Annotated in this window: 13 protein-coding genes; 1 reads left to right on the top strand and 12 read right to left on the bottom strand. The window is 46.8% G+C overall.

All coding sequences use genetic code 11. The features are described from left to right. Nucleotides 1-30 precede the first annotated feature (30 nt). The 12 genes from AC27IJ_RS24920 to AC27IJ_RS24865 form a co-directional block, all read right to left on the bottom strand. The gene (locus tag AC27IJ_RS24920; RefSeq protein WP_312447178.1) at nucleotides 31-582 is read right to left on the bottom strand and encodes a DUF3793 family protein; all 552 of its coding nucleotides are present in this window, start codon (nucleotides 580-582) and stop codon (nucleotides 31-33) included. Nucleotides 583-593: 11 nt separating this feature from the next. Beyond that, nucleotides 594-875, bottom strand: coding sequence for a DUF2325 domain-containing protein (locus AC27IJ_RS24915; RefSeq protein ID WP_312447176.1), 282 nt, complete (start codon nucleotides 873-875; stop codon nucleotides 594-596). A 397-nt stretch (nucleotides 876-1272) separates the two neighbouring features. Then, nucleotides 1273-2742: a S1C family serine protease gene (locus AC27IJ_RS24910; RefSeq protein WP_487151259.1), complete on the bottom strand. Its 1470-nt coding sequence runs from the start codon at nucleotides 2740-2742 to the stop codon at nucleotides 1273-1275. A gap of 181 nt (nucleotides 2743-2923) precedes the next feature. After that, the gene (locus tag AC27IJ_RS24905) at nucleotides 2924-5098 is read right to left on the bottom strand and encodes an LCP family protein (protein WP_487151257.1); all 2175 of its coding nucleotides are present in this window, start codon (nucleotides 5096-5098) and stop codon (nucleotides 2924-2926) included. Nucleotides 5099-5134: 36 nt separating this feature from the next. Further along, nucleotides 5135-6553 (bottom strand): undecaprenyl-phosphate glucose phosphotransferase, encoded by a 1419-nt coding sequence (locus AC27IJ_RS24900; protein WP_312447167.1) that lies wholly within the window; start codon nucleotides 6551-6553, stop codon nucleotides 5135-5137. Between the two features lie 98 nt (nucleotides 6554-6651). Continuing rightward, a complete protein-coding gene (locus AC27IJ_RS24895) occupies nucleotides 6652-7641 on the bottom strand; it encodes a glycosyltransferase family 2 protein (protein WP_487151255.1) in 990 nt (329 codons plus the stop codon). Between the two features lies 1 nt (nucleotide 7642). Further along, nucleotides 7643-9835, bottom strand: coding sequence for a glycosyltransferase family 2 protein (locus AC27IJ_RS24890; RefSeq protein ID WP_312447163.1), 2193 nt, complete (start codon nucleotides 9833-9835; stop codon nucleotides 7643-7645). Further along, the gene (locus tag AC27IJ_RS24885) at nucleotides 9832-10839 is read right to left on the bottom strand and encodes a glycosyltransferase family 2 protein (protein WP_312447161.1); all 1008 of its coding nucleotides are present in this window, start codon (nucleotides 10837-10839) and stop codon (nucleotides 9832-9834) included. Before AC27IJ_RS24885 ends, AC27IJ_RS24890 begins: the two co-directional genes overlap by 4 nt. A gap of 4 nt (nucleotides 10840-10843) precedes the next feature. Then, nucleotides 10844-11911: a zinc-binding dehydrogenase gene (locus AC27IJ_RS24880; RefSeq protein WP_487151252.1), complete on the bottom strand. Its 1068-nt coding sequence runs from the start codon at nucleotides 11909-11911 to the stop codon at nucleotides 10844-10846. Between the two features lie 9 nt (nucleotides 11912-11920). Beyond that, complete coding sequence (locus tag AC27IJ_RS24875) at nucleotides 11921-13141, bottom strand: class I SAM-dependent methyltransferase (protein WP_487151250.1); 1221 nt, start codon at nucleotides 13139-13141, stop codon at nucleotides 11921-11923. 95 nt (nucleotides 13142-13236) lie between these two features. Then, nucleotides 13237-14169, bottom strand: a complete 933-nt coding sequence (locus AC27IJ_RS24870; RefSeq protein ID WP_312447155.1) for an NAD-dependent epimerase/dehydratase family protein — start codon at nucleotides 14167-14169, stop codon at nucleotides 13237-13239. Between the two features lie 131 nt (nucleotides 14170-14300). Further along, nucleotides 14301-16232, bottom strand: a complete 1932-nt coding sequence (locus AC27IJ_RS24865; RefSeq protein ID WP_487151248.1) for a thiamine pyrophosphate-binding protein — start codon at nucleotides 16230-16232, stop codon at nucleotides 14301-14303. 595 nt (nucleotides 16233-16827) lie between these two features. Between AC27IJ_RS24865 and AC27IJ_RS24860 the strand changes: the two genes are divergently transcribed. Then, complete coding sequence (locus tag AC27IJ_RS24860; protein ID WP_312447149.1) at nucleotides 16828-18168, top strand: PspC-like choline-binding domain-containing protein; 1341 nt, start codon at nucleotides 16828-16830, stop codon at nucleotides 18166-18168. Nucleotides 18169-18179 lie beyond the last annotated feature (11 nt).

Below are 18179 nucleotides of genomic sequence, written 5' to 3'. Positions count from 1 at the left end.
AACCAACCTTTCTATATCAATCTTTCTATATCAAACGGCTACGGTGAGCCGTTCAACAGCGGTGCCTTTTGACCATTGTGCATAATAGGTTTCCGTGCATTTCTTATAGCGGTTAAAGGTTTGTCTGGCCTTTTCCTCATCACCGTAAACCTTCCAGCAGCCGATGCATTTGCAGTGACAGGCCTTATTGTCGATGAAGCCTTGAACATCCTCCGGTGGATAGCCAAGAAACAAACCAATTTCGTGAGGAAACCCGGAGCAGGTGCGCAGCCTGTTCACAAGCTGGACCACACAGCGCTGGGAGTTTTCAAAGGAATATCCATATTGCTTCAACAAAGCGGAAGCATACCCATCTTCCAGATCCCGTTTTAAGTGGCTCGGACGATAAAGATAGATCAATGCCCTCTGTTTAAAATATCGCAGCGGCAAAACCCGGATCCCTTTTGGAGCGAGCACACGGTTCAGCCGTCTCACTTCATTTTGTATTTCCTCTTTGGAGCGGCAAGGGCATGAAAACAAACTTCCGGTTTTTATCCCGGCCAGCGTTGGCGCACAGTGCCGGATCAGCATTTCCTCTGACATGTTGTTCCCTCCTATCCAACGTGTTCTTTCAAAATGTTTTTCAGCGCCGACATGGAGCTGGAATGAGAACGGGCGATTATGGTATCCAGCCCCTTTGTCTCACTTAAGGCACACCGTACCATTTTATGCGACATGGTACTGGTAAAAAGCACCATCAGATCGGGCTTGCCGATTTTATTTTTCAGCCCGCCCTTTAACTCTGTAAAGACTTTTGCGCAGCAGCTGTATTCCTGACATAGTTCTTTATACTGGCGCACCATGCACTCATTTCCTCCAACGATCACTACGCTCATGCAATTACCTCCAATTCTTTAGTTAGTCAAAGCTAACTATGTATTAAACGATATGCGCCCTAAGGCGCTGTAAATTAATAGAAAGAAAACAAAAACCATATCCCTCCGATTGAGAGGGCAAACAGCCTCCCTCACTTTATAGATCCGGTATGAAGAAGTTCAAGTGGCTAATTATATAGTTAGTACCAACTAACTATATATTACAATACTGGAAACACCTGCATTTGTCAAGCATTATTGAAAAAATAACCGTCTTTTTCATAAGGCGGCTTAAGAATCTGTATTTTCTATTGGCGTAGCGCTTCCTGTAATTGGAGACTTACCGGCACAGCAGGCCTATTTTTATGTAAAAAGTTCTCCCCGGCCCAATCAATGAGCCTGGGGAGAACTTTTTACCTTAACCCTGCTGCGGGACCTCTGCCGGCCTGTTTCCAAGGGTAATATCTACATTTCTTTCCACATACTGTCCATTTTCAAGAGACTGGACTGTAAGGTTCACAGTGGTTCCTCCTTCGTAGTATTTAAGCATGTTGGTCAGATCATCATAAGTCTTAATACCCTGACCGTCAAATTGGGTTATAATATCTTTTTCCCTCAGATCAGACTTGGAGGCTGCTCCGCCTTCCACGATCTTATAGATAAATACGCCTTGTGGCATACCAAGCTGTTGGCTTGTGACAGAATCAATGTTCTTGCACTGGATTCCTAAATATCCCTGGTTTTCATCGGTAACCTGAGTTCTGGTTTTTCTGGTCATCAGGGTATCAATGATATCCTGAGCTTTGGAAATGGGGATCGCATAACCCATACCCTCTACTTCTGTAGAAGAATATTTGGCTGAGTTGATTCCGACCACCTCGCCCCGCATATTTAACAGAGCGCCGCCGCTGTTGCCGGGATTAATGGCTGCATCGGTCTGAAGCAGATCACGGCTTGTGCCATCCTCGGTCTGTACGGAACGGTCAAGTGCACTGACATAACCAACGGTAACGGACTGTCCATAGCCAAGAGCATTACCGATGGCAACAACTCCCTGGCCCACCTTTAAGTTATCGGAAGTTCCAAGGGAAGCAATGGCAATCTTTGATAATGTGTCAGAAGAGATATTTTTTAACGGAACTGCGATCACTGCTAAGTCACTGTCCGCATCCGTTCCCTTAATGGAAGCATCTACGGCTACCTCGTCAATAAAAGTAACCTTTAATTCCTCCGCTCCCTGTACTACATGGTTATTGGTTACGATTAAAAGCTCATCATCGTTCTTTCCAACGACGATACCTGAACCGCTGCCCACCCCTTCTCTCTGCATGGGGCCGAACCATGTCTGGCTTTCATAAACCATCTTGCTGGTAATGGCAACTACGGACGGCATGGCTTTGTCTACGATGGCTGAAACATCGTTGGCAGCGGTAACGCTTGAAGTGTTTGCTGCCTGGACTCCGGATTCGTTAGTGGAAGAAGGTATGGTTTCCGCCTGGCTGATCTCCACAGAGCTTTTACTTCCATACGCTCCTGCTGCCCAGTTGATCCCAACCATGGTGCTTCCGGCAACCACTCCAAAGACCAGAGCTCCTCCCACAAGGCCGGCTGCTTTCTTCGCAAAACCGCCTTTCTTCTTATGTTTTATCTCCTCCTGGAACATATTTTGTTCTGGTGCCCTGTGATACTGGTATTCCTGGTAATGAGGAATATTCTGCTGCGCCTCATAAGAGCTGTCAGCCTGGGTCTGACTGCTGTTTTCAAAATCCTGGGTCCCGGATTTTTCCGGATCCGGATCACTCATAATAAAATTAGTGCTATCAGCTTCATCTTTATGCTCTTCAGGATTCATACGGCCTGTGTCTTTGTTTTCATTTTCGTCATACATAAGATCTATCTCCTTTCATGTATACCTCTTATTTCTTTTGATAATCTGAGTCTATCAATGAATTGTGACCATTTTGTGATAAAATTATATTGAATATGTGAAAAGAAAAAAATCCCCGCATCAGCGGCCCTTTCCATCGTCTAGGCCCTGTCTGCGGGGTATTTATCTTTCATTTACCTGATCAGTTATTGGTTGGCGGTGCGGATACGACCGGAACTTCAGAATTTCCGCCGGTCGTTGGATTGGAAGGATGGGTTGCCGTTGTCTCTGCCGGTCCGCCCGGTCCTGCCGCAGTGGTCTGCGGAGCCGTTGTCTCGTTCGCTTCCGTTGTCTGACCTGGTCCTGGTCCATTAGGAGCAGTCGTCTCCTGTGAACTGGTTGAAGGCAAAGGCTTTGTTTCCCCTGGCTTCGTTGGCCCATTCGTTGATTCTGAAGGCTTTGTCTCCCCTGGCCTGGTTTCCTTCGTCTCACCCGTACTTCCTTCTGAGGAATCCGAAGGTTTTACCGGCTTTCCGTTTTCATCGGTCGCGCCTGTTGCACCTCCCTGGGCGGAAGATTCTTCTGCCTCTGTGCTTTTCTCCGGTTTTGTAGCTTCCGTTGTCTTCTTAGTATTGTCGTCATCGTCCTTGGAAGTATTACCAGGCTTGGACCCCTGCTTATACATGCCGGAATCAGCAGCAATTTTGGCGCTTATTTTCTTAACCACATCTGATGGTTGATAGTCTTCCTTATCAAAAAGAAGCTTATGAAGTTCGGAAACATTTGATTCCAGAGTCTGGGGTATTACACAGTCTCCTCTTTTTCCTATTGTCATATCACCGCGGGTAAAAGGAAAGCCTCCTGATTCACCGATATGATATTTACCTATATCCAAAAGCAGCTCTGTAAAATCACTAAAGGTAAGGTTTGATCCTATCTGATCCACTTCCATCAATAAGATTCTGTTAAGCAGTCCGAGATCAGCCTTCTTTGCTTTCTCAAAGGTCTTTTGAATGACAAGACGCTGACGCTCTGTTCTTTGAAAGTCGGTATCCATTTTTCTCAGTCTGGCATAGGCAACTGCCTGCACTCCATCTAAGTGATTCATGCCCGCTGATTTTAAATGAACGGAAGGCACTCCTGTCTTCTCCACGGTTTCTGTGATAAAGGAATTGATGTAACGGAATTCTGCTTTGCTGATATCAATATCCACACCGTTCAGCATATTGATTCCGTCGGCAACTGATTTCCAGTTAAAAGTAACGTATTCGCTGATATCCAGGTCCAGATTCTTATTAAGGGCGGCTAATGCCTGAGCGGCTCCCCCAGTGGCATAGGCGGAGTTTATCTTGTTATAAGAATTTCCATTCCCAGTGTTTAAGTATGTATCACGGAACACAGATACCAGTCTGATTTCTCCTGTATCTCTGTTTATATTACAGATCATGATAACATCAGCATTGGTTCCCTTATTTACATTGCCATCCCGGCTGTCAACGCCAAATATTGCAATGGTACGGTAACCTGTCATATGCTTTTTCTGTTCCGGAGACATGATTTCATTTCGTACCTGGTTTTCATTAAAATCATCCGGCCTTTGGATGGCTCCCATCAATCTGGCTACGTAGGCATAAGCAAAAATGCCTGCCAGTGTGACGATTTCCAGAACCGCTAAAATAATGATACGCCTTACTTTTCTCTTTTTTTCAGCCTGCGCCGCCGACCGGCTTGCAGCCACATTCCTATCCTGCCCAGGCACTCTCTGCTTCTGCTTTACGCCTCCGTCACCGATAACAATCTGACCCCTTGATGCGCCCTGGTTATTTCCTGAGGCAGTACGGCTTCCTGCCGCTCCCTGGCTGTTTCCTGAAGCAGTACGGCTTCCCGCTGTTCCCTGGCTGTTTCCTGAAGCAGTACGGCTTCCTGCCGCTCCCTGGCTGTTTCCTGAAGCAGTCCGGCTTCCTGCTGTTCCCTGGCTGCTTCCTGAAGCAGTACGGCTTCCTGCCGCTCCCTGGCTGTTTCCTGAAGCAGTTCGGCTTCCTGCTGCTCCCTGGCTTCTACTTGGACCTGCGACCGATGAGGACTGCCCTCGAAAGGCTGCCTGGACGTTTCCAGATGAAGACTGGGACCGGTCAGCGCTCCTGGTTTTTTCTCCAGCTCCGCTCTTCCTTACGGACGCATCATCAGCCTTTTTTGTAAAATCGCGGCCGCCTGCCGCCGCCTGGTTTGATCTGCTATATTTCTGTTCCTGATAATCTTCATAATCATCATCCAGGTAGTAATCTTCATCAGACGGATCTGGTTTTGAATCGAAACCGCGCTTTCTATTTCTGATATTCTCACGGCCTACTTCATCATCATCAAATTCATTTCTCATTTATTTAACCTCATCCTAATCGTGTCGTATCCAGTATCAGTACGCATTTTTATTAATAAACCCTTTAAAAACAGTAAGAAATAAAATCTTAAAATCAAATCCCAGGGTCCAGTTTTCGATATAATACAAATCGTGTTCAATTCTTCTTGTAATGGAGGTATCGCCCCGGTATCCGTTTACCTGGGCCCAGCCGGTGATTCCGGGACGGACCTGGTGTTTGATCATATAACGGGGGATCTCCTCTTTAAACTTCTCAACAAAGAGGGGCCTTTCCGGCCTTGGCCCCACCAAGCTCATGTCTCCACGAAGGACATTGATAAACTGGGGCATTTCATCAATGCTTGTCTTCCTGATAAAACGTCCCACTGGCGTCACCCGGGAATCGTGGGGGGTCGTCCATTTTGATTTTTCCTCAGTGGCAGTCTGCACTACCATGGAACGGAATTTATACATATCAAACGGCCTGTTATGAAGGCCTACTCTCTCCTGTTTGTAAATCAGCGGTCCCGGAGCGGTCAGCTTGATAAGAGCCGCTGTTGTGAGCATGACAGGGGAAAATAAAATCAGAGCAACAGAAGCTCCAAAAATGTCCACCATCCGTTTTACCAGGGCGTTTACCGTATCGGTAAGGGGCACCCTGCGGATGTTGATTACCGGCAAGCCCTGCAAATCCTCAATAAAAGGCCTTGTGGGTATCATATTATTGTAGTCCGGTATAAACTTGGTATGAACGCCTGATTTTTCACAGGATGATACAATATCTTCTAAATTTGCATACTCGCTAATGCTTAAGGTAATGGCGATTTCATCAAGAGAATTTAATGCCAGGATCTCATTTAAATCGTGAACCTTGCCAATGACATTGATGCCCTTGTATCCGGTTCCCCATTCCTTCGTGTCGTCAAGGATTCCCTTGACCTGATAACCCCATTCGGGATTGACCCGGACCCTGTCTATGAAGCCTTCCGTCGCACGGCTGTAACCGATCAGAAGGATATGCTTCTGATTGTACCCCTTGGAACGCATGGAACGGAGCACAGAGCGGAGCAAATTCCGGACAATCGTCTCCAGGACAATGTTAATGACACAAAAATAAAATACCATCCTGGTAGAAAACTCGCGAAAATAAGGATTCTTCTTAACCAGGAACAAAATCAGGGTAAAGAGAAGAACTCCCAAAAGATTGGCCTTGCAGATATTGGCGAACTCATACCGTCTCTCCTGAACTCTCTTCGGCGCATACAAATGGAAGATGCCGTAAAGCAGCAGATAGGTCGGCAGTATGATAAGAAGCGCCGCAAAATAGTACTGTGGTCCTAAAACCTGTTTAAAAGGGCTGAACAGCCGGTTCCCCAGCAAAAGAAGCAGCCAGGCAAATACATAGGATATTACAAGGACCAGTCCATCCAGTACTACATGAAACCCATTTAATTTTTTCTGATTATCCTTAATCATAGCAGCAAAACCTTCCATTCGTGCATTGCACCATACTTCTCCACCATAATTCCCGTATATTATACATGATATGTCAGTATGATGCCATTAAAATATTCTTAAAATGACCTGAAAATTTTTAACTTTCTTCGTAAAAATTCCCATATATAGAGGAACGTGCCAAGAATCAGTTCTCCTTCAATCCGAAAATAGTTACCAAGATGAGACATCCGGAACGGTACCTTTCTGGTATTCTTTGCCGTCCCTAACCCCTCTTTTAACCCCTCCCCATAGTCAGAAGCAAAACCGATTTTCTTGAAAAACAGGTACTTCACAAAGGTTCCGGCTAAAAGGGGAAGCAGATTTACAAGAAGCTGTAAAACCGGCATATTCTTATAATTTAAATAAACATTATTCCTTGCAGCCAGACGGACCTTAAAGGAATTATACTTGGATCCGCTGGTTCCGCTGCCCACATGGTAAACCACGGCCGCGGGGCAGTACACGTTTTCATATCCATAGATCTTTGCCCGGTATCCCACATCAATATCTTCCAGATAAGCGAAATGGGCCTCGTCAAAGCCTCCGATCTCTTTAAACACTTCCCGCCTGTAAATGGCGGCTCCTGCACAGGCCGCAAAAACGCTGCGGGCCTTTTGATAGCCCTTGCTGCTTTGTCCCACGCCCCGCTGATAGGCCCATCCTAAAATGCTGTACATATCCCCCGCATCATCCATAAGCTCCTTATGGTATAGCTGGATCATCTTACTGCTGACGGAAAATATCTTTGGAGATCGGTCCATGGCACGCACCAGTTCCTTTACATAATCCGGTTCCGGCTCTGTGTCATTGTTTAGCAGAATGACATAAGGCGTTTTTGCATGGCGTATTCCCACATTCACGGCACCGGAAAAGCCTGTGTTTTCTCCCAGGAAAACAGAAGGAATGTTCCTATCCTTCAGCCATTCCACGCTTCCATCCGTAGAACCGTTATCCACCACAAGAAGCTCAAAGTTCTTATCACTCTGAGCTTCCAGGGCCTTAAAACAAGGTTCCATAAATTTTAGTCCGTTATAATTGGGAATAATAACCGTTACTTTTCTCTCCATCTCACACCTCAAGTTTATAGGGTTCCCCGATTTTTTCTTTTCGAAGGTCCCGCAAGGCAAAATTGGATTTACGCAGGGTTAAATTGGGATTGTAATAAGGATCCCCATCTTTTAAGATATCCGGCCACTTTTGGGAAAACTTTTTAATTTCCTGATTAAAACGTGCTACTTTTTCCGGAGTATCCTCAAGCCCTCTTGATTTTGACTCATAATGATAGAACAGGGCATACGGGGCGTAAACCACCAGCTTATTTAAGGAACGGATCTTCATGCAGAAATCGATATCGTTAAATGCTACGGCCAGGTCCTCTGAAAAGCCTCCTGCTTCCTCAAACAGGGATCTTTTGGCCATCATACAGGCAGCAGTTACAGCACTGTAATTCCGGGCGCACATGGCCTGATTGAAATAGCTGCTTTCCGCCTTGTGAAGTCCGATAAAGTTATGTCCGGCAATGCCGCCGAAGCCAACCACCACACCGGCATGCTGGATGGTATCATCGGAATAAAGAAGCCTGACCCCGACAATACCCACATCCTCTCTCTGGCAGAAGCCTAACATTTCATGAATGCTTTCCGGACTGATCATTTCCGTATCATTATTTAAGAACAGGAGATATTCGCCTTTTGCATGGGCAACACCAAAGTTATTGATGGCGGAGTAGTTAAATTCCCGCTCCCATGTGACCACGTGGACGAAATCAAATTCCTTTTGGATCCTGTCATAATACTCAAAGGTTTCCGTGGCAGCGCTGTTATTTTCCACAACAATGAATTCCAGGTTTTGATAAGTGGATTTATCCATGATAGAGCGAATGCATAGATCCAGATCCGCGCTGTGATCCTTGTTGGGGATGATGACAGAAACCAGGGGAGCTCCTGTTATTTTAAACGTAGTATGATAGATTCCGTAGTCAATGCCTTTTTCCACGGATTGCACCTCTATGCCGACCCGGTCATAGTGGGCCTTGATGGCTCTGGCCCCAGCCTCAAAGGCATATAGTTTACTCTCCGGATTGCTTGAGGTAGAATTCTGATGGCAGCGCCAGTGATAAAGGGCCTTTGGAATATGGTATATTTTTCTGGCTTTTTCCGTGCACCGGAAAATAAAATCGTAATCCTGGGCTCCGTCATATTCTTCCCGGAAGCCCCCTACCTCCATAAGCAGCTCATGGTTCACTACAAACAAATGGCAGATATAATTGACGCTTGTCAAAAGATCGGGGTTAAAGTCCGGCTTAAAATGAGGTTCAAATAATTCTCCTCCGTCAATGTCAAGCTTATCTTCATCGGTATAAACCACATCAACTTCCGGATGGTCATTAATGGCCTTCACACACTCAAACAAAGCATCCGGTGCAAGGGTATCGTCATGGTCCGCCAGAACAATAAAATCTCCTGTTGCCATTTCAATGGCAGCATTGGTATTTCCCGCGATTCCTTTATTTTCTCCAAGGATCACATAACGGATCCGTTCATCCTTTATGGCATAGCGCTTTAATACCCGTTCCACGCCCTCTCCCTTTGGGCTTCCGTCTGCAATGCACACTTCCCAGTTCCCATAGGTCTGGGCCAGCAGGGAATCCAGCATGGCCGCCAGATAACGCTCCGGCGTTTTATAAGCAGGTATTACCACAGACATCTTAGGTCTATAGTCAAAAGCCGTCTTTCTCTGGGCATCCAGTTCCTCATCCGTGGTCTTCGTAAGTGCATACCATTCCGGATAATCATAATCACTGTCAATTCCCTGAAGCTTGTGTCTGGATTTCAGCACAAAAGCCTTAAAGCCGTTTTCCTTCCAGAAATCCACGGCGGACCGGAAGGTCTGCACATTCATCATGCTTTTCAGCTTTGTGCTTTTTTTATGGGCAGAGCTGTTCTGTCGTTCGATGATCTCGGCGTTTAACTTTACTCTGGCAGTTTTCCCGTCGCACCGGATCACCAGGAACCTGTCCTCGTTTTTATCTCGGATATAGGGAATGCGGATGTCAAACCCTAAATCCCTGTCGGCCGCCTTTTTAAAGTAAATCTGGCACACATCGTCTCTGCGCACCGGAACATACTTAAATTCCACGCTTTTTTCCTGCCCGTCCAAAACCTCAAACGCCGCCTCTGAGTCAAGGCTCTTTCCAATGACCCAGCCGTTTAATACGATTGAATTTTCACGGATTCTTGCTACATCTATCTTATATTTCATCTCTGTTCCCCATTCTCCATGGATGCCGTCATTAAAAGTATCCCTTCATCTATAATGTTTTCCGCTTTTTCAGTAAAATTGATCCTCTCCTCTTCAATCACAAGAGGCCGCTTCATAACACGGGCATTGATGGACAGAACATATTCTCCCACAAGTCCTATAAAAAAGATCTGTACGGAGCCAAGAAAACACATGCCGATTAAAAGAGGAGCCATGCCGGCGGGAAAACGGTCCCAGTAAACCAGTTTCATGACCAGATAAATAAGGGCCACCATCATGCTGGCAAAGGAGCATATGCTCCCGAATATGGTTGCAAGGCGAAGCCCTACCTTGGTGTAAGAAGTAACACTTAACATGGCTGCGTCATACAGGCGGTAAAAATTATTGCTGGTCTTTCCTGCCCGTCTTTTAGGCTGCTCGTATGGAATCTCCTTACGCCGGAAACCGAGCTCCGCCACAATTCCGCGGAGGAAGGGCGTAGGGTCATCCAGTTCCCTAAGAACCTTTATAAATCTCTGATCGTATAAGCCGAAGCCGGTAAAATGTTCGATCTGTTCTACATCGGAAAGCTTCTTAAGGGTCTTATAGTAGCAGCTTCTCAGCCAGTACATGATCTTATTCTCTTTGCTGGACTTCTTGATCCCGATGACGATCTTATAGCCTTTTTCCCATTCCTTCACATACTTTGGGATCATTTCCACCGGGTCCTGGAAATCTGCGGCCATAAGAATGGTACAGTCTCCCGTTGACTGAAGCATGGCGTAATAAGGGGAATTGAACTGCCCAAAATTCTTGGCGTTTAAAATCCCCTTTACCCTTTTTTCCCGAGAGCACAGATCCCGGATAATTTCTCTGGTATGGTCCTTAGAATCATTATCAATAAAAATCAGCTCATAGGAGTAGCATGGCAAATCAGTTTTAAATATACGGTCAATCGCCTGATACATGGCATTTACATTTTCTTCCTCATTGTAACAGGGAATTACGATGCTTATTGTTTTCATATGTTCACTTCCAATCTATCCGAACCATTACTTTAATCAAATCTTCCGGCTTTTCTTTCATAAGCTGCAGAGCTGTCTCTATCTGCTCCAGGCCATAAAGGTGGTGAGTCACCAGCTTTTCGGGATTGATCCTTCCATACCGGACCATTTTTAAGAGGCGTTCCATTCTCACTCTGCCGCCCTTTGCAAGCTCTGTGCGGATCGTCTTTCCCGCCATGCCCCGTCCGCCTGAAAACTTGGGAAAGGGCAAATTTCCGGTTCCGCCATAGTAATTCACATTGGATATGGTTCCGATCCCGTACCTGGCCATATCTACCGCCTGGGCAAAGACCTCATCCCCGCCTCCGCAGATGATGACACTGTCAGCCCCCAGACCGTCCGTCCGTTCCATGACCTGTTCCGTCACATTCCCAGCCTTATAGCTTAAGACCTCTGTGGCACCGTACTCCTTGGCGAGCTTCACACAAATGGGCCTGCTGCCGACTGCCAGGATCCTTGCAGCGCCCAGATGGCGTGCTCCTTCAATCGCCATAAGTCCAATGGGACCGATCCCCAGAACCACTACGGTATCGCCGATCTTAATATCTGCAAATTCCGCTCCTGTAAAGCCTGTGGTAACTACATCCACGCACATGAGTGCCTGTTCCAGGCTGATTCCCTCCGGGATTTTCGCCAAAGTGGTATCTGCATCAGGAATTAAAAATTTCTCCGCAAACACTCCCGGTGCCGTCCTTCCAAGCTGATGGCCGGAAAAAGGGGCGGTCGCATGCTTAAAATTCCCTTCCTGGATTCCGCAGGCTCTCCAGTCCGGTGTGATGGCAGGAACCACCACTAAATCTCCGGCCTTAAAGTCGCAGACCAGTTCTCCGGTTTCCAGGACTTCCGCCACACATTCATGTCCCAAAACCAGGTTGGGAGCCTTCCGGGAGCCTCCGCCATATACCGTATGGACATCGGAGGAGCAGGGAGTCACCGCGATCGGGCGGAGAATGGCTCCATAGGGAGTTACAGTCGGTTCCGGCGCATCATACCAGCCGACCTTGCCAGGTTCGATTAAAACAAAAGCTTTCATAGGTTTTTCTTATATCCTTTCCAAATGATTGGATTTTAACGCCAGAATCTCAATATTCCGGCCAAATTTTTCCTGTATGATTCCCGCGATCTCATCCGTATAACCAGGGGCCACAATCAAAATGGCATCTACCGGGTCCTTATGGTAATGATCCGGTGGTACGATGGGAAGATGGGAGGCAGGGGCGTACTTGCCCTGCTTAAAGGGTGCGGAATCTATCATGTATCTTGCAAACCGGCCAATGACCGTTGTAGAAGCCAGGGTAAAGCCCTGGTGGCTGGCTCCCCATATTGCCAGGCTCTTTTCCTGGTCCTTAAGCCTGCCTGTCAGCTCTTCCAGTTCCCTGCCAATGGTGTCCAGGCTTTCTTTAAGACCTGATATATCCACGGACTTCTGCTTCCGGTCATTTTCCGGCTGCCCGGCCTTCTGCTTCCGGTTATTTTCCGTGGCTTCCTGCTTCCTTTTCCTCACGATGACAGAAAGAGTATCCCGGTTTACCATTTCCTCCTCCATCACCTGAAACCCGGCCATTTCTGCCGCATAGCGCAGGGTATCAAAGGTATAATAGGCAAGATGGTCCCGGATCAGTTCATAATACCCGTCATACTGCAGGATATATTCCAGGCTTGGAACCGTAATTAAGCCTACGCCCTCTTCTGACAAGTTGTCTGCGATGCAGCGGAGCATTCCCACCGGATCCGGCTGGTGTTCCAGAAAATTGAAGGACAAAAACCCGTCAAAGGGGCCGCTGACGCTGCCGTCATCGGCTGCAAAGACTTCCCCTTCTTCTGCAAACTGCTTCCAGACTGTAAGGCCCTTTTCCTTGGCAAGGCAGACAAGACTTTCCCTGTTTTCGATTCCATAAGCCTTTACAGGGAACTCCGACAGCACAGAAAGAAATTCTCCCTGGCCACATCCGGCCTCAATCAGCTTCTTTCCTTCCAGATGATACCCATCAATAAAATGCCGGTACTGGCTCTTTCTTAGGTTTACCATGGTGGTGGTAAATCCGCCGGAACGGATCACGTCCTTGTAGTATGCCACAGGTTCACAATCAAACTGCACCAGACCGCATGACTCGCACTGATGGAGAGAAAGGGTGATTCCCTGCTCCTCTTCCAGTTCTTCCCCGGCCGGGATATCCTGGGCCGAAGCGGGCATATCCGTAAGGGTCATTAGTGGCGCTTCCCCAAGAGGCCTGCCGCACACAATACAAATCCTATCTCTCATACCACAAAAATTCCTCCATGTCAATATTTTTGTATGCTAATAAATCAATCGTATATGGCTGAATATCCAAGGTTGAAGAAGTTTTTCTCCCAACCTTAAGCTTTATAAGTCTTCCGGATTCCTTCCTGAAAATTCACAAGAGGCTGCCACCCGGTTGCTTTTTCCAGTTTTTTTATATCAGGAATGAGATTTGCCGGTCCCTCTGCATTAGAGGCCCTTCTTCCGTAGCTGTAGCTTCCGTGAAACCCAAGGACCTCATACATTGTCCGGATGTATTCTCTTAACGACCGGTTTTCCCCTTCCGGCCCTGCTACATTATAAATTCCGGAAACTGATTCTTTCTCCTGTTCCATCAAAAGTATCAGCGCCCGGATGCAGTCATCAAGATATAAAAAATTCCATATTTGCGTACACTCCCCCAGGGAAATATACTCTCCCCTGCCAAATGCCTTAAGGCAGCTTTCCACCAGGGACCAGGGATGATCTCCAGGTCCGTACACGCTGAATATCCTGGAATGGATGTATTCCATCTCTGATACACCTGTTTTTCTCCAGTTCTCTGTCAGTAAACCAGCCTTTTCAAAAAATTCCAGCTTTGCCCTGCCATATTCGGAGACAGGCTTACATGAACTCTCTTCTGTCATCGCTTCTCTATGGATTCCATATTCCGCCTGGGAACCGCTGAAAAGAAAGCGTTTGCAGCCAAGACGTCTGGCTCCTTCCAAAGCCTTTAAGGAATCCTCCACGTTCTTCTGCTGAACCTCTCTTTTCATCCGGTTTTCACTCCCAGAGCCATCCCAGCCAAAGTGGTAAAATGCCTGGCATGGCTCATGGATTACCTGGGAAAGCTCATGAAGCTCTTCTAAGTTCCGCTCGATCCGTATGAGGCCCTCCCGCTCGGCCGCAAGGCTCCCCATATTCTTTGAACCGGGACGAACCACCGCAAATACCTGGTTTTTCTCTAATAAAAGCCGGTCTACCAATGCTCTCCCAAGAAAACTGGTGGCCCCTGTTACAACAACGTTCAACGTTTTTCCTCCACTTACTTGTTGGTTTTTAATTCTACAGGCACTGAACCAGGCGCAGGAATGCCCTCATTCCTGCATCTGGCGAGTGCTACAAGGATTAAATACCCCGTGGCTTTCTACGGGGTATTGGACTACCTGATCCTCGGTATGATCATATTTTTATCCATCTCTTCATCAGAAAGAAATGGAGACATATCCTCTAACGGCGGGGAAATAAGGGTTCCATCCGGCAGTCGCTTGGCTGAGGACTTTGGCTCAAAATTCTGATCCTGGCTTACAAATACCTCACAGATAACCGGTCCCTCCGTAGACAGCGCCGTTTCAATAGCATTTTTCAGCTGGCTGTTATGGCAAGCGCGAACATAGGGATAGCCATAGGCTGCTGAAAGCTTTTCCATGTCAGGAAAGCTTAAGTCCCGGCTGTCCACCCCGATTCCCACCAGCGGCTCCCCAAAGAAGTTCTTCTGGGTCTGGCGGATGGAATGGTATCCTCCGTTATTAATAAGGAATATCTTAACAGGCATACGGTGATGTATGATGGTCTGCAGCTCCTGTAAGTTCATCTGAATGCTTCCGTCACCGGTAACCAGAATTATGTCCTCTCCCTGCTCCGCCACACAAGCTCCAATGGCGGCCGGAAGATCATATCCCATGGAGGCGACCGCTGAGTTGGATATGAACCGCTGCCCCTTCTTAATGATATAGGCATGTCCTCCCACAACACAGGCGGAACCATTTCCTACCACAGTGACCCTGTCTTTAGGTACCCTGCTGCTCAGTTCCTTAATAAATGCGTAAACATTGACTTCCTCATCCTCCCCATTGCTGTAATGCTTTGGAAGCACAACCGGATACGCTTCCTTCCACATCCGGCAGGTCTCATTCCAGGTCATGTCGTCAAGACCCTTTCCGCCGGAGAACAGGGGCCGCTTTAAGGAAGCCTTATATTCTGAATCCAGAAGCTCCTCCAAAGCTGTCAGCAAATCCTTTACATTGGCATGGACACTCATATCAGCATGAACGGAAGGCTTCTTCAGCTCCTCAGGGTCAATATCATTGACGATCACATAGGCCTCCCTGGCCCATGTCGTATAATTGTACCCTACCTGCCGGATACTTAATCGGCTGCCAAGAGAAAGAACCAGATCACTGTTTTGAATAGCAAAGTTTCCTGCACGGTCTCCCATTCCGCCGCCCCGCCCTGTATACAGAGGGTGCTCATCCTCTATGCAGTCCTGGCTGTTCCAGCCTGTCACTACGGGAATTCCCAGCTTGTCCACTACCCGCATGAATATCTCATGGGCCTGTCCAATGCGGATTCCGTTGCCTGCATTGATTACCGGTCTGGAAGAGGATTTTATTTTTTCTAAAATGGCCCGGGCAACATCTACCGTCACCTTTTCCGGAAGGATCTGACGTTTTTCCCCGCATCCGGCCTCATCCTCTTTTATCTTCGATTCGTTCGCACATACCCAGCCGTCTCCGCCACGCTCATAATCTTCCGAGGAAAAGCCGATCAAGTCATCCGTTTCAATATAGGCGCCCTGGACATTTAAAGGAATGTCCAGCCATGTGGGGCCGGGGCGGCCGGATAAAGCAAGGTAAATGGCTTTTTCCAGGGTGTAACGGATTCTCATGGGGTCAATCACCATTTCGCTGTATTTTGTCATACATTCAATAGATTTTGTTATATCAAACTCCTGGTCTCCCATGGCTCTGATCCCAACTCCCGACCATCTTGCCGTTGTGTCATAGCGCACCTGGCCGGATAAAATCAGCATGGGAATAGAATCCAGAAAACCTCCAAGAACTCCTGTAATGGCATTGGTCCCGCCAGGGCCTGTGGTCACGCAGACAGCTGCTATGCGGCCCTCTATTCTGGCATAGGATTCCGCCGCAATGGCACATGCCTGCTCATGATGGTTATATAAGCAATGCATTCCCTCCTGATGCCCTAAGGCATCGTTTAAATGCATGGCTCCTCCGCCCGTAACCGTAAACACCTGTGTGATCCCGGAATCCACCAGCTTCTGGGAGATATAATTGGATACTTTCATTCTCATGGATTTTCTCTCCTTTCCTCTTCCCCGCCCGCGCTCTTTGGGCATAAAGGTATACCTGTAGGGTATTTTGGAGGAATGTTAATTATTGTCGCAATGTAGCTGGCGAATCCTGCGGCTGAATCTTATGGCTTCTGGTTCACTGGGTTGCCTGGGAATCTTACGGCTTCTAGTCCGCAGTGCAGCCTGCGAATCCTGCGGCTTCGCAGGCTCACAGGCATTCGCCTTATGAATTAGGACACAAAATAATTTTCTTACGTGCGAGCACGACAAAAATTTTTTTGTGTCCTAATTCGCACTGCTCATTGCTTTTGTGAAGATTATACCACACCGCCCCCTATTTTCATATTAAAGTTTTCTTACTTTCTAAAAGCTTCCATTTTTTGTCAAAAATACCTTGTTATGGAATATTTCCTTTGGGCTTATGGGGGAACCCCTGACTTTTCTCATCTTTTTTCTTGTTATGTTATCTCCTTCCATATCTGCCAGCAAACCACACTATCAAAGTGCCTTCCAGGTACGTTATAATCGCAGAGTAATGCAACTATGGATTTTCGGCCACGATAAAACTTATTGCAAAAAAGGAGAGAACATATTTATGAAAAAGCATTTAAAATTGATGGCTGTATTATCCGCTGCCGGTGTTTTAACCGTAGCAGCTCCAGAGCTGGGCTTCATCAGCACAGCAGCCACCGCCTATGCTAAGGTAATTGGCTGGGTTGATGAAAACGGAGGCTGGAAATTTTATGAAGATAATGACAGTTACGTAACCGATGCCTGGAAAAAGCGCGGCGAAGACTGGTATTACTTAAACGAGGATGGCAATGTTGCCGCTAATACACAAATCGATGAATATTATGTAGACGAAAGTGGGAAAAGGGTTTCTGACAAATGGATTTCTATGTCCAATGAAAACTTCTGGGATTCTGCTGATGCCCCTGAGTTTTTATGGCATTACTATGGAAAAAACGGTAAGGAAGTTATTTCCAAGTGGCAGAAAATCAATGATAATACGTACTACTTCAACGACCAGGGTGAAATGCAGACCGGAAAAATTGAAATTGAAGGAAGTATTTATTATTTAGGAGATGAGAATGACGGCGTAATGAAGACAGGCTGGATTAATCTTGAGAATGACTCCGACGATCTTGACGAAACCCACTCCTGGTACTATTTTGATAAGAGCGGCCGTATGATAGAAAATCAGGTCGACAGAAAGATCGATGGTAACTATTATACCTTTGTAAACGGAATCATGCAGACCGGTTGGTACAAACTTCCGGCCACAGCAACCGCATCCGAAGCAACCGCTGAAGCAAATACAGCAGCTGCATATCAGTACTATGATCCAGATAACGGTGCACGGGTTAACGGTTGGAAGAATATCGAAGGTATTGCAGGACTCAGCGAAGAAGGAGAGACCTATACTTTCTACTTCAAGAATGGCGCTCCTACCTCCGCAGCAAATGGTCTTGAATTATTCACCATTGATTCTAAAAAATACGCATTCAATACAAATGGAGAAATGCAGACTGGACTGAAAGTCGTAAACCTGGAAGAAGGCGGCATTGCCAATTTCTACTTCGGAACAGACGGCGCTATGGCTACCGGAAAGCAGACAATCTACAATGAGGATCTTGATGAGGACCAGGTATGGTTCTTCCAGACAGATGGTACGAACAAAGGACAGGGAGTTCACGGTATCCGTGATAACGTCCTGTATGAATATGGCTTAAGAAAAGAAGCTGATGCCGACTTAAAGGTTGCTCCTATTTCCTTTGAAGGCAAGCAGTATCTGGTAAATGCCAGCGGTTCCCTCCAGAAAGCAACTTCCTCTTCCAAGTCAGCTACAAAGCCAGAGCTTGGTGCAGGATATAAGGATTATAAGGATTCTAATGACAAAGTATGGGTTGTCGATGTAAACGGCAATATCCAGTAAAATTAAAGCAT

The sequence above is a fragment of the Lacrimispora sp. YZC11 genome (assembly GCF_057543815.1).
This window is presented reverse-complemented; position numbering and strand designations above follow the sequence as displayed.